Annotated in this window: 9 protein-coding genes; 2 read left to right on the forward strand and 7 right to left on the reverse strand. The window is 72.1% G+C overall.

What is annotated here, in order from left to right; all coding sequences use genetic code 11:
* Positions 1-82 precede the first annotated feature (82 nt).
* Both ABD335_RS22585 and ABD335_RS22590 read left to right on the forward strand, forming a co-directional pair.
* Positions 83-1753: a sodium:solute symporter family protein gene (locus ABD335_RS22585; RefSeq protein ID WP_344326499.1), complete on the forward strand. Its 1671-nt coding sequence runs from the start codon at positions 83-85 to the stop codon at positions 1751-1753.
* Between the two features lie 38 nt (positions 1754-1791).
* Positions 1792-2157, forward strand: a complete 366-nt coding sequence (locus ABD335_RS22590; protein WP_425583712.1) for a hypothetical protein — start codon at positions 1792-1794, stop codon at positions 2155-2157.
* A gap of 33 nt (positions 2158-2190) precedes the next feature.
* Here ABD335_RS22590 and ABD335_RS22595 read toward each other — a convergent pair whose 3' ends face one another.
* The 7 genes from ABD335_RS22595 to ABD335_RS22625 form a co-directional block, all read right to left on the reverse strand.
* Positions 2191-2868, reverse strand: a complete 678-nt coding sequence (locus ABD335_RS22595; RefSeq protein WP_344326501.1) for a response regulator transcription factor — start codon at positions 2866-2868, stop codon at positions 2191-2193.
* Positions 2869-3073: 205 nt separating this feature from the next.
* Positions 3074-4609, reverse strand: coding sequence for an outer membrane protein assembly factor BamB family protein (locus ABD335_RS22600; protein ID WP_344326504.1), 1536 nt, complete (start codon positions 4607-4609; stop codon positions 3074-3076).
* 382 nt (positions 4610-4991) lie between these two features.
* Positions 4992-6761, reverse strand: coding sequence for an outer membrane protein assembly factor BamB family protein (locus ABD335_RS22605; RefSeq protein ID WP_344326506.1), 1770 nt, complete (start codon positions 6759-6761; stop codon positions 4992-4994).
* Positions 6762-7026: 265 nt separating this feature from the next.
* The gene (locus ABD335_RS22610) at positions 7027-8874 is read right to left on the reverse strand and encodes an ABC-F family ATP-binding cassette domain-containing protein (RefSeq protein WP_344326508.1); all 1848 of its coding nucleotides are present in this window, start codon (positions 8872-8874) and stop codon (positions 7027-7029) included.
* A gap of 136 nt (positions 8875-9010) precedes the next feature.
* Positions 9011-9652 carry a hypothetical protein gene (locus ABD335_RS22615; RefSeq protein WP_344326510.1) on the reverse strand — a complete coding sequence of 214 codons (642 nt, stop codon included), beginning with the start codon at positions 9650-9652 and terminating at the stop codon, positions 9011-9013.
* A 380-nt stretch (positions 9653-10032) separates the two neighbouring features.
* Positions 10033-10551, reverse strand: coding sequence for a YbaK/EbsC family protein (locus ABD335_RS22620; RefSeq protein ID WP_344326512.1), 519 nt, complete (start codon positions 10549-10551; stop codon positions 10033-10035).
* Between the two features lie 83 nt (positions 10552-10634).
* Positions 10635-12284: a penicillin-binding transpeptidase domain-containing protein gene (locus tag ABD335_RS22625; protein ID WP_344326514.1), complete on the reverse strand. Its 1650-nt coding sequence runs from the start codon at positions 12282-12284 to the stop codon at positions 10635-10637.
* Between the last annotated feature and the right edge of the window lie 311 nt (positions 12285-12595).

Here is a 12595-nt window from a genome sequence, read left to right on the forward strand (position 1 = left end):
CACAAAAAACCATGAGTGAACATTGACGTCAAGGGGCCGCCCCCACGCACCGGCCCCGTCACGCCACGGAGGCGACAAGCTCATGCCGTACCAGCTGGCCCAGGATCTCCGGCTCCCCACGAACGCCCTGGACTACGCGATCCTGGCCATCTACTTCCTCGTCGTCCTGGGGGTCGGGTTCGCGGCCCGGCGCAGCGTCAAGACCAGCCTCGACTTCTTTCTCTCCGGCCGCTCGCTCCCCGCCTGGGTCACCGGTCTGGCCTTCGTCGCGGCCAACCTCGGCGCCCTGGAGATCCTGGGCATGGCCGCCAACGGCGCGCAGTACGGCGTCTACACCGTGCACTGGTACTGGGTGGGCGCCATCCCGGCGATGGTCTTCCTCGGCCTGGTGATGATGCCCTTCTACTACGGGTCGCGCGTGCGGTCGGTCCCCGAGTTCCTGCTGCACCGCTTCGGGCCGTCCTCCCACCTGCTGAGCGCGATCCTCTTCTCGGCCGCCTCCGTGCTGATCGCCGGCGTCAACCTCTACGCGCTCGCCATCGTCCTGGAGGCGCTGCTCGGCTGGCCGCAGTGGGTGTCCATCGTCATCGCCGGCCTGTTCGTGCTGCTCTACATCACCCTGGGCGGCCTGTCCTCGGCCATCTACAACGAGGTCGTGCAGTTCTTCGTGATCCTGGCCGGACTGATCCCGCTGACCGTCATCGGCCTGAAGCGGGTCGGCGGCTGGGACGGGCTGTACGACTCGCTCACCGGCGCCAAGGGCGAGAACTTCATGACCGCCTGGGGCGGCACGGGCATCGGCTCGGACAACCCGCTCGGCGCCAACTGGCTCACCATCGTGCTCGGCCTCGGCTTCGCCCTGAGCTTCGGCTACTGGACGACCAACTTCGCCGAGGTGCAGCGCGCCCTGTCGGCCAAGAACCTCTCCGCCGGCCAGCGCACCCCGCTGATCGCCGCCTTCCCCAAGATCTTCATCCCGGCGATCGTCGTCCTCCCCGGTCTGATCGCGCTGGTGGTGGAGCCGAACATCGGGCGGGGCGACGGGCTGCAGTACAACGACGCGATCCCGTTGCTGATGCGGGACCTGCTGCCCAACGGCGTGCTGGGCGTGGCGGTGACCGGTCTGCTCGCCGCCTTCATGGCGGGCATGGCGGCCAACGTCTCCTCCTTCAACACGGTGTTCACCCACGACATCTGGCGGGGCTACCTGGTGAAGGACCGCCCGGACGGCTACTACGTGGTCACCGCGCGGGTGGTCACCGCGGTCGGCGTGGTGCTGGGCATGGGGACGGCGTTCATCGCGGCGACGTTCAGCAACATCATGAACTACCTCCAGACGCTGTTCTCCTTCTTCAACGTGCCGCTGTTCACCGTGTTCATCATCGGCATGTTCTGGAAGCGGATGACGCCCGCCGCCGGTTTCTGGGGGCTGCTGGCGGGCACGGTCGCGGCGATGATCAACTACTTCTGGTTCTACCGGGGCGGGGTCGTCGACATCCCCTCCGACCAGGGCGCCAACTTCGTCTCGGCCATCATCGCCTTCGTCGTCGGCGCGCTCGTCGTCGTCATCGTCACCCCCCTCACCAGGCCCAGGCCCGTCGAGCAGCTCGCCGGCCTGGTGTACGGCACCCGCTCCCCCGGACTGGAGGAACTCCCGGAGCCGGGGGACGAGGTCTGGTACCGCAAGCCCGCGCTGCTGGGCTGGGGCGCGATCATCCTCGCCGCCCTCTGCTACGTCCCGTTCTCCTTCTGAGCGCCCCGCGCACCGCACAGCGAAGGATGTGATCCACCGTGACGAACGGCGTGAACGGTCCCCACGGCTCCTCCGAGTTCACCCCTCCGGAGTGGCAGGAGGAAGAGAAGGAACTGGAGGAACGCTCGGCCAGCGCCGCCCGGCTGTTCGACGTCCGTCGGGTCATCGGCTTCCTCTTCGTGGTCTACGGCGTCCTGGTGACCCTCGCCGGGATCTTCGTCTCCGACGAGAACCTGCGGAAGGCGCAGGACGTCAACATCAACCTGTGGACCGGGCTGGCGATGCTCGCCCTGGGGCTGCTCTTCCTGCTCTGGCTGCGGCTGAGCCCGACGGTCCCGCCGCCGTCGGCGGAGGAGCGCGAGCGCAGGTCCGCTCCCCGGGAGCGTCCGACCTTCGGCGAGTGACCCTCCGACCCGGCCGGGGGCGCGGCGTCGGTCTCAGCCCGTCCCCGGCCCGGTCACCCGGTCCAGCAGCCCGGTCCGGGCCGCGAGCGCGGCCGCCTCCAGCCGCGAGCCGACCCCGAGCTTCATCAGCACCCGCTGCACGTGCGTACGGGCCGTGCTGGGCGCTATCCCCATGCCCACCGCGATCCGCCGGGTGTCCTCCCCCTCGGCCACCCGCACCAGCACCTCGACCTCCCGGGGCGTGAGCATCTTCAGCAGCCGGGCGCCCTCGTCGTCCGGTTCGGCCGTGGGGTTGAGCAGTTCCGCGAACGCGCCCTGGAGCAGTTGCGGCGTCACCGCCGCCTCTCCCGCGCGCGCCCTGAGCATTCCGCGCTCGACGCCCTCGATCCGCTCGTCGTGCCGCACGTACCCCGACGCCCCCGCCGCGAAGGCCGCCGCTATCCCCTTCGGGCTGGGCACCGGGCCCAGCACCACCACCGCTATCCGCGGCTTCTCCCGCTTGATCCGCGCCACCGGGTCGAACGCCCCGGGCTCCGCGGGCGCCGCCGTCCCCCACAGGCAGACCTCCGGCACCCGGCTGACCACCAGCTCCGCCGCCCCCGCGGCCGGTGCGGCGGCGGCGAGCACGCGGTGCCCGCGCAACCTCAGCGCCGAGGCGAGCGCCTCGGCGTGCAGACGGTGGTCGTCGACCACCACGAGTCGCACGGTCATCCACACCCCTGTCGTTCCGTCCGCGCCGGCTCCGGTACCCGGGCGCCGCCCCGACCCGCCCGGCGCCGTCTTGCCCCCGGAAGCTACACGCTCACCCGGCGGTGCGCTCCCCTTCCGACAAGAACGGCGCGAGCGGCCCCGCGCTCCTTCACCAGGGGGTGCGGGGCCGCTCGCGCCGGGAGGGTCCGGGCCGGTCCTCGGGACGTCAGCCGAACGCCATCAGACCTTCCAGGTCGGTGCCGTTCTCCGCGACGAACTCGTGCGCCACCAGGAAGAACCCGCCGTCGTGCCAGTACGGGCGGCCCATGCCCGCGTTCATGCGGAACTCTGCCTTCCAGGTGTTGTCCGGCAGTTCCGCGTACAGGGTCGTCTCGCCGGTCGCGGGATCGATGGAGGTGATCCGGCCCGCCTCGTCGGGCGTCGGCGGCTCGTATCCGATCAGCTTGCCGCCGTCCATCGCCAGCGGGGCGGCCTGGCCCTTCCTGGTCGGCTCGGAGAGCCACTTCGACGTGCCCGTGGACAGGTCGAACGCGACGACCTCGCTGACGAGGAGGCCGTCCTCGTCGTCCATGCGCCTGTTGGACTGGAGGTAGAGCGCGTCGTTCGCCTTGTCCACGACGACGTTGCGGCACCCGGCCAGTTCGTGGCTGGGCCAACAGGAGAACCAGTACCGGTCACTGCCCAGGCCGATCTTCGACCGGACCTTCCCCTCGTCGTCGAGGACCACGATGTCGGTCATCTCGGTCTCGCCTCCGGCGGTCACCCCGACCACCACCGGGTCGACCGAGAAGATCCGGTTGATCTCGACCCCCTCGGGGGCCTTCCACTTCCAGTTCTTCCTGCCGTCGGGCTTGAGGGAGTGGATCTCCTGGCTCTCGCCGTACCCGCAGTCGACGTGCGCGACGAGCCGCTTGCCGCCGACATGGCCCAAGTCGCGGCACTCCGCGTCCTCGGCCGTGCTCCACAAGGGCCTGCCGGTCGCCAGGTCGTAGGCGAACGCCTTGTCGCCCCACGCCACGGTCGCGGTGTCGCCACCGACCGCCATCTGGGTGAAGTCGAACTCGAACTCGCCTCCCCCCTCGGACGGCAGGTCGTCGCGCCACAGCTCCTCGCCCTCGGCGAGGTCGATCCCCATGACCTTCTCGCACCTGGCGCCCCACTGGAGCACGGTCCTGCCGTCCGACGTCCCGGGAGCCGCGGCGCAGGAGGCGCCGCGCGTCACGTCCAGCGACCAGACCTCCTCGCCGGTGTCCAGGTCGTACGCGACGACCGAGTCGAACAGCGCCCGGACGAGGTTTCCGCCGACGAACCAGGTGCCGTAGGCGAAGCCGCTCTTGTCGGGGAGCGCCGAGGTGTCCGGCGAGCCGGTCTTCCAGATCGCCTCGAACCGGCCGTCGTGCTCCTTCTCCACTCCGTTCCCGTTCCGGCCGGCCTCCGCGCCGGCGTCGTCCTCGGTCAGGAACCACACCCCGCCGCCGACGACCAGCAGGACCGCGACCACCGCGGCGACGATCGCCGGGACCTTCCTCCTCCCGCCACCGCCCGTCGGCGGCGCGCCCCCGCCGAACGCGGGCTGCGTCGGATGGAGGTCGTACCGCCCGTACGCGGACGGCGGCTGCCGCGGGGGGCCGTACGCGGACGGCGGCTGCCGCGGGGGGCCGTACGCGGACGGCGGGTACTGCGGTGGCGGCCCGAAACCGCCCGAGGGCGGCCTGCCGGGCGGCGGAGGCGGCTGCGACATGGGGTTCCCCGTTCACGCGCGGACCGACTGCCCGGCCCATCGGACACTGGTCCGCCACTTCTCGACGTATGGGCACCGACGGTTGGAGCGAACTTCTTTCTACCACCGGTCGCGTACACGGCGGTTGTCGGTCCTCGCCGCCCGGAACCGCGCGCTCGTCCGGCCCGGCCGGCGGGCGCGCCACGGCGGCGGAGGGGAAGGAGGACGACGCCGACGCCGAGGGGCCGGCCGCGCGTCGCACGGCCGGCCCCTCGGGGAAGCCTCCACCGGACGGGTTCCGGTGGTGTCGGGCGCTTCCGCACCGTGGTCGCCCGCTCCGCCGGGAGCGGCCCTGTCCGCCCGGGCCGCCGGTGCCCCGGCGGGCCGGGCGGTCGGACAGGGGTCAGTGGTAGGCCACGATGGCCAGGTCGCTCAGGCCGGCGCTGGCGTAGAACTTGTTGTTCACCAGGAAGAAGTGACCGTCCTTCCAGTACGGACGCACGTCCGAGCCGGAGGCCATGTCGTACTCCCGCTTCACGTCGGCGCTCGGCATCTCCATCCGCGGGGACGCCTTGCCGGTCTCGGGGTCGACCCTGACCACCTTGCCGGGCCTGTCGTAGCCGGGTATCTCGTAGGCGATCAGCGAACCGTTCTCCACGGTGACCGGGACGATCTGCCCCTCCTCGGTCGGCTCTCCCAGCCACTTCGACTTACCGGTGGTCAGGTCGAAGGCGATGATCTCGCTGGTCCGGCCGTAATCGGCGTCGCCCTGGTGGGGCTGGGAGGAGATGTAGAGGGTGTCGCCGTCCACCACCGCGCCGGAGCAGTCGCTCAGCGAGATGCCACGGCAGCCCATGTTGTGCCGGTCCTTGGAGATGGAGATCTTGTGCTGGAGCTTGCCCTTGTCCGAGAGGACCATCAGGTCCGTGATGTCGATGCTGGACTCACCGCCCGCGTTGACACCGAGCACCACGGGGTCGGTGGACAGGACCTTGAGGACGTCGACGCCGCTGGGAGCACTCCACTCCCACTTCTTCTCGCCCTTCTGGCCCACCCCCTGGACCTTCTGCGGGCCGCCGAAACCGCACTCCACCTTGGCGACGAGCTGGCTGCCGCCCGAGTAACCGCGGTCCTGGCACTCGGAGTTCTCCTCCTGCTGCCACAGCTGCTTGCCGGTCGTCAGGTCGTAGCCGACCGCGTTGCCGATCCAGGACACGGCGGCCACGTTGCCGCTGACCGCGATTTCCGTGTAGCTGAACTCCGTCGGGGTCGCGCGCTCCGACGGCAGCTCCTTCTTCCACAGCTGCTTGCCCGTGGCCAGGTCGACGGCCATGACGAACTCGCACCGACCGCCGTACTGGACCACGGTCTTGTTCCCCGACATCCCGTGGGCCGCGGCGCAGCTCTTCGGGCGCGGCATCTTGATGCTCCACGCCTCCTTGCCGGTGTCCATGTCGTAGGCGGTGGTGGAGGACGTCGTGGTCTTGACGATGTTCTTGCCGACGAACCAGGTGCCGGGCACGTCCGTGAGGATGTCCTCCTTGTCCACCTTGGGCGGGTCGGTCTTCCAGGCGAACTCGGCCTTGATCACGCCGGTCTCGCCCTCGGTGCCGCCGTTGGTGCCGCCCTCGCTGGTGCCCTTGGTGTCGCCCTTCGCCTCGGTGTCGTCGTCACCGCCGGCCAGGAACCAGATGCCGCCCCCGGCTATCAGCAGGACCGCGACCACCGCGGCGACGATGGCCAGGATCTTGCCGCTCCCGTTGCCCGACCCCGACTGCCCGGCGTTGGCCATGGGCTGCGTCGGGTACTGCCCGTACGGTCCGTACGGCGGCTGACCGTACGGCGGCTGACCGTACGCGGGCGGCTGTCCGTACGGCGGCGGGCCCTGCTGCGGGTAGCCGTAGGACGGCGGGGCCTGCGGAGGGTACGGCGGCTGCGCGCCGGCACCGGGCGCGGGCTGCTGCGGGTAGCCGTACCCCGGCTGCGGCGCCTGGGGCGGCTGGGCGGACGACGGCGGGTTCTTGGACAGCGGGTCCGGCTGCTGCGGCTGCTGCGGCTGCTCACCGGGCTGTCCCGACGGCTGCTGCGGATAGCCGTACGCGGACGACGGTTCCTGCGGCGGCCCGAAACCGCCGGAGGGCGGCTGGTTGGGCGGCGGAGGCGGCTGCGACATGGGTTTCCTCATTCACGCGCGGACCGACTGCCCAGCCCTTCAGCCCCCCGTAGGGCAGAGCGCATCGGACACTGGCCCGCCACTTCTCGACTGTTCTCGACGTATGGACACCGACGTGGACACCGACGGTTGGAACGATGCTCTTTCTATCACCGGACACCGACGGGCCCGTTGCCGGTTCCCGTCCGGTCGGCGAGGTGAGACCGGTCCGCGACCGCGCCGTTATCCGCGCCGGCCCTCCGGCGGCCGGGCGCGAAGCCGCCCGTCACCCCTCCTCGGCCAACTCCAGCCAGCGCGTCTCCAGTTCGTCCCGCTCCCCCGCCAACTCCCGCAGCTCGGCGTCCAGTCCGGCGATCCTCTCGAAGTCGGTGGCGTGCTCGGCCATCTCGGCGTGCAGCGCCGCCTCCCTCTCCCCGATCCGCTCCAGCCTGCGCTCGATGCGCTGCAACTCCTTCTGGGCCGCCCGGGACAGGCCCGCGGACCCGGCGGGCTTGGCGGACCGCTCCGACCCGGCCGCCGCCTTGGCCGCCGCGGTGGCCGTCCCGGAGATCGGGGCCCCGGGGGCGGTGCCGGCCTGCCGCATCCGCTCGCGGCGCTCCAGGTACTCGTCCAGGCCGCGCGGCAGCATCCGCAGCGTGCCGTCGCCCAGCAGCGCGTACACCCGGTCCGTGGTGCGCTCGACGAAGTAGCGGTCGTGGGAGATGACGACCAGCGAGCCGGGCCAGCCGTCGAGCAGGTCCTCCATCTGGGTCAGGGTCTCGATGTCCAGGTCGTTGGTCGGCTCGTCCAGGAACAGCACGTTCGGCTCGTCCATCAGCAGCCGCAGGAGCTGGAGCCGCCGCCGCTCGCCGCCGGAGAGGTCGCCGACCGGCGTCCACTGCTTCTCCTTGCCGAAGCCGAAGCGCTCGCACAGCTGCGAGGCGCTCATCTCGCGCCCCTTGCCCAGGTCGACGCGGGCGCGGACCCCCTCCACGGCCTCCAACACCCGCCAGGTCGGGTCGAGTTCGGCGACCTCCTGGGAGAGGTAGGCCAACCGCACCGTCCTGCCGACCCTGATCCGGCCGCCCGCGGGCTGCTCCTCCCCGCCGGTGTCGGCCGCCGCGGCCAGCGCCCGCAGCAGCGAGGTCTTGCCCGCGCCGTTGACGCCGACCAGGCCGATCCGGTCGCCGGGGCCGAGCTGCCAGGTCAGGTGCTTGAGCAGCACCTTGGGCCCGGCCTGGATCGTCACGTCCTCCAGGTCGAAGACGGTCTTGCCCAGGCGCGAGTTGGCGAACCTCATCAGCTCGGCGCTGTCGCGCGGCGGCGGCACGTCGGCGATCAGCGCGTTGGCCGCCTCGACGCGGAAGCGCGGCTTGCTGGTGCGGGCGGGGGCGCCGCGCCGCAGCCAGGCCAGCTCCTTGCGGACCAGGTTCTGCCGCTTGGCCTCCTCGGTGGCGGCGATGCGCTCGCGCTCGGCGCGGGCGAAGACGTAGTCGCTGTAGCCGCCCTCGTACTCGTACACCGTGCCGCGCTGCACGTCCCACATCCGCGTGCACACCTGGTCCAGGAACCAGCGGTCGTGGGTGACGCACACCAGCGCCGAGCGGCGCGAGCGCAGGTGCCCGGCCAGCCAGGCGATGCCCTCGACGTCGAGGTGGTTGGTGGGCTCGTCCAGGACGATCAGGTCCTGTTCGGCGATGAGCAGCTTGGCCAGCGCGATGCGCCGCCGCTCGCCGCCGGAGAGCGGCCCGATGACGGTGTCCAGGCCCTGCGGGAAGCCGGGCAGGTCCAGTCCGCCGAACAGCCCGGTGAGGATGTCGCGGATGCGGGCGTTCCCCGCCCACTCGTGGTCGGCCATGTCGCCGATGACCTCGTGCCGGACGGTGGCGGCCGGGTCGAGGGAGTCGTGCTGGGTGAGCACGCCCAGCCGCAGCCCGCCCACGTGGGTGACCCGTCCTTCGTCGGCGGGCTCCAGCTTGGACAGGATGCGGACGAGGGTGGTCTTGCCGTCGCCGTTGCGCCCGACGACGCCGATCCGGTCTCCCTCGCCGACCCCGAGGGAGACGCCGTCGAGCAGCGTACGCGTGCCGTACACCTTGCCGACGGCTTCCAGATTGACGAGGTTCGTGGCCATGGGGCTCCCGCTGCCCGGCACGCCGGGCTGGTGTGGTCTCGAATGGGCTGGTCGGCCTCTCAGCCTAGTCGCCGCCCGGCGGGCACGGCCCGCCCGTCCCACACCCGTCCCGGCCGTGCCCGGGCGGGCCCGCGGATCAGTACGTCCGGCCCTGCCGGGCGGGGGCCGAACGCGGTGTGGGCCGGTTGAGGCCGAACAGCGAACCGGTGGCGCTCGTCAGCTCCGCGGCGCACTCCACCGACGTGTCGTCCGGGATGCCCATCCGGCGCAGGGCTCCGGCGAAGACGTCCTCCAGCAGCGCCAGCCGCCAGTTCAGCTCGGCGGGACCGACCTGGCCGCGGGGGCGGCTCGCCAGGACGGTCAGCACGTCCTGGGCGTTGGCCTGGAGGTCGTTCAGGGTCTGCCAGCCGTTCGGCAGGCGGGCGGCCGACTGTCCGGGCTCGGCGCCCGGCGCGCCGAGCGTCAGGGGGAGCTGGGTGGGGATCGTGGAGTACCAGTCGACCAGCGCGCCGCCGAGGTCGGCCCGGAGCCCGTCGAGGAAGCTCAGCAGCACGGCCGCGCCCACGGGCGCGCCGACGGGTTCGATCCGCGGGGGGGCGTTGTCGGGCGCGGGCGGCCTGGCGGGCCCGTCCGACCCCAGGAAGGAGCGGATGACGACCGAGACCTCCTCCTGCTGCGGTGGGGCGGGGCGTTGGGCGGGCACCAGGAGCGCCCTCACGGGCGCGACACCGCGGGCAGCCTGCTCGGCAGCCGCCTGGCACGCGTAGTCAGTGGGCACGGAACGGTCCCCCTTCTTCCGAAGCCGCCTTCTCCCGCGGCATCGGCCTTACGTTTCGGGGCGGTACCGTATCGCTCCGCGACGGGTTCGGGGAGATGTTCGTCACGGAGAGTTCACGCGCCGTGGCTCCTACCGGAAATCTCCCCCCATGCGCCCGGAAAGCTTCCGATGATCCCCGGCGAGCAGGGCGTCTCCGACCGGTCGCCCCTCCGTGCCGCCCTGTCCTGGCCCTGTCCTGCCCCTGTACCGGCCCTGTACCGGCCCCGCACCGGCCCCGCGCCGCCCGGTTTCGGCCCGCGGGGTCTCCCCGCACCCTCCGCACGACCCGCCACGATCCGTTCCGGGCGCGCGGTGCCCGGCGGTCACGGACCGTGCGGCCGTCACGCCGTCGGGCCGCCGGCGGTCTCCTCGCGGACGTCCGCGACGGTGGCGCCCGCGTGGGCGATCAGGGACTTCGGGTCCAAGGGGAAGACGGTGTGCGGGGTGCCGGCGGCGGCCCAGACGGTGTCGTGGGCGAGCAGTCCCCGGTCGGCCAGTACGCGCAGCCTGGTGACGTGTCCGAAGGGCGGTACGCCGCCGATGGCGTAGCCGGTGGCGGCGCGCACGGTGTCGGCGTCGGCGCGCTTGACCTTCCCCGCGCCCAGCTCCCGCCGTACGCGCTCCACGTCGACCCGGGACGCGCCGTCCATCAGCACCATCACCGGCTCGCCGTCCGCTTCGAAGACCAGCGACTTGACGATCTCGGCGAGTTCGCAGCCGACCGCCTCGGCCGCCTGGGCCGCGGTCCGCGTGGCCTCGGGGAAGGCGCGGACCTCGACGCCGGCCAGGCCCAGCTCGGCGAGGGCGGCGACGAAACGGGGATGGGCTGCGGCGGAGGGCGTGGCAGGTCGGGTCGTCATGCGGGGGACGTTAGCGGAACGCGGACGGCCCGCGCGAAGGGGTTCCGCGCGGGCCGTCCGGGGTGGGCGTCCGGTCGGGCGGGTCAGCCCGCGGAGTTCAGGACGGCGCGGACGACCGGACCCGCGTTCTTGCCGCCGTGGCCGGAGGCCGGGACGACCGCCGCGACGGCCATGTCGTTGCGGTAGGCGGTGAACCAGGCGTTGGGCTTCTTCTGGCCGTCCACCTCGGCCGAGCCGGTCTTCGCGCCGAAGTCGCCGCTCGTGCCGGCCATCGCCTCGGCCGCCGAGCCGCTGGTGGCGGTCAGCCGCATCAGGGAGCGCAACTCCTGGGCGACGGACGCCGGGAGGGCGCGCGGGGCCCGGGCCAGGGTGCGGCCGTCCACCTCGGGCGAGACGATGTACGGCTGCTTGAAGACGCCGCTCTTCACGGTCGCCGACACCGAGGCCATGACCAGCGGGTTCGCCCGGACCCCGCCCTGTCCGATCAGCGAGGCGGCCATCTGGGCGTCGGACTGCACGGGCACCGAGCCGTCGAAGGTGGCCGTGCCGACCTGCCAGTTGAGCCCGATGCCGAAGACGTCGCGGGCCTGCCGGGTGAGGTCGTCGTCCTTCAGCTTCCCGGCCTGGCTGATGAAGGCGGTGTTGCAGGAGGCGGCGAAGGACTGGGCGAAGGTGCCGCCCTTGATCTCGAACTTGTCGAGGTTCTGGAACCGCCACCCTCCGTGGGTGAAGTACTTCGGGCAGGGGTGCTGCTCGGAGCTGGACGCCAGACCCTTCTCGATGAGCATCGACGCGGTCACGATCTTCATCGTGGAGCCCGGTGCGAGGGAGCCCTTGAGGGCGGTGTTGAAGCCGTCGGCCGGGGTGTTGGCGACCGCCAGGATCTCACCGGTGCCGGCCTTCAGCGCCACGACCGACGCCCTGCCCTTGCCCGAGATGGCCCGGACGGCGGCCTTCTGCACCTTCGCGTCCAGGGTGGTCCGCAGCTCGCCGGGGGTGCCCTTGCTGAACTCCTTGAGCTTCTTGACCTCCTTGCCCTCGGCGTCGACGATCCGGGCCTCGACGCCGGGCCTGCCGTCGGTCTTGTCGCCGTACCGCTTGCGCAGGTCGGCCAGGATCCCGGCCAGCTCGGGGTACTCCTCGGCGGTCAGCTCGGTGCCGTTGCGGTCGAGGGCCTTGATCGGCGGGGCCCCGGCCTCGGCGGTCTCCAGCGTCTGGCCGTCCTCGAGGGCGGGGTGGAGCACGGACGGCTCCCAGTCGACGACGGCCTCGCCCGTCTCGGTGTCCCGCACGACCGTCAGCTCCGACTCGTAGGTCCAGCCGGCGCGCCGCCCCTTGTCGTACGCCACCTGGGCGGTCACCGTGAACGGGACGTCGGCGCCCGTGGCGGTGCCCTGCTCGAAGGAGGCCCGCGCCACGCGGGCGTCCTTGCGGTAACCGGTCAGCGCCTCGGCCGCGGCGGCCTCGTCGTCCGTCAGCGCGGCGGCCTCCTCGACCTTCCCGGCCTGCCAGGCGGCGAGGAACCTCTCGGCGGTCGCCCGGACCTCCTCGGCCGACGGCGGGCCGGTCTCGACCGCCGCGTCCGCCGACCCCTCCGCGACGGTCACGTCCTGTCCGCCTCCGTCGGAGGACGTGCCGCCGTCGCCGATCAGGGTGTACGCCCCGAATCCGGCGGCTCCGACCATCGCGGCGAAGACCGCTCCGATCACCGCCACCTTTCGCCCGTCGCGCATGAGTGTCCGAACCTCCGCCCCTGCCCCGGCCCGTCACCGCCGAGGACCCGTGCGAGGAACCCTAGAGCACTCGGGTGACGGGAGTCGGACCCAGGTGTCCGTGACAGGAGGTCGCCCGAACGCTTCGGAGCCGAACGGGGGAAACGCGTCTCCGCCACGACCGGCGCGGCACGCGGCGTCCACCCGCCGGGCAGCGGGGAAAACGGGGTTCCCGCCTCTTTCCGCCACGAGAATGATTGGTCATTTTTTCCGAAGAAAAGCGAGCGGAGAAATCCCTCCCGCCCGCGGGGCACCCGGTTGACGCACCCGGA

Origin of the sequence: Streptomyces macrosporus (genome assembly GCF_039533145.1) — a bacterium.
Taxonomy (GTDB): domain Bacteria; phylum Actinomycetota; class Actinomycetes; order Streptomycetales; family Streptomycetaceae; genus Streptomyces; species Streptomyces macrosporus.

What these genes read in the sequence shown, in the direction of transcription:
- ABD335_RS22585 (WP_344326499.1), top strand. Translation starts at nt 83, where the DNA reads ATGCCGTACCAGCTGGCCCAGGATCTCCGGCTCCCCACGAACGCCCTG.
- ABD335_RS22595 (WP_344326501.1), bottom strand. Translation starts at nt 2,868, where the DNA reads ATGACCGTGCGACTCGTGGTGGTCGACGACCACCGTCTGCACGCCGAG.
- ABD335_RS22600 (WP_344326504.1), bottom strand. Translation starts at nt 4,609, where the DNA reads ATGTCGCAGCCGCCTCCGCCGCCCGGCAGGCCGCCCTCGGGCGGTTTC.
- ABD335_RS22605 (WP_344326506.1), bottom strand. Translation starts at nt 6,761, where the DNA reads ATGTCGCAGCCGCCTCCGCCGCCCAACCAGCCGCCCTCCGGCGGTTTC.
- ABD335_RS22610 (WP_344326508.1), bottom strand. Translation starts at nt 8,874, where the DNA reads ATGGCCACGAACCTCGTCAATCTGGAAGCCGTCGGCAAGGTGTACGGC.
- ABD335_RS22620 (WP_344326512.1), bottom strand. Translation starts at nt 10,551, where the DNA reads ATGACGACCCGACCTGCCACGCCCTCCGCCGCAGCCCATCCCCGTTTC.
- ABD335_RS22625 (WP_344326514.1), bottom strand. Translation starts at nt 12,284, where the DNA reads ATGCGCGACGGGCGAAAGGTGGCGGTGATCGGAGCGGTCTTCGCCGCG.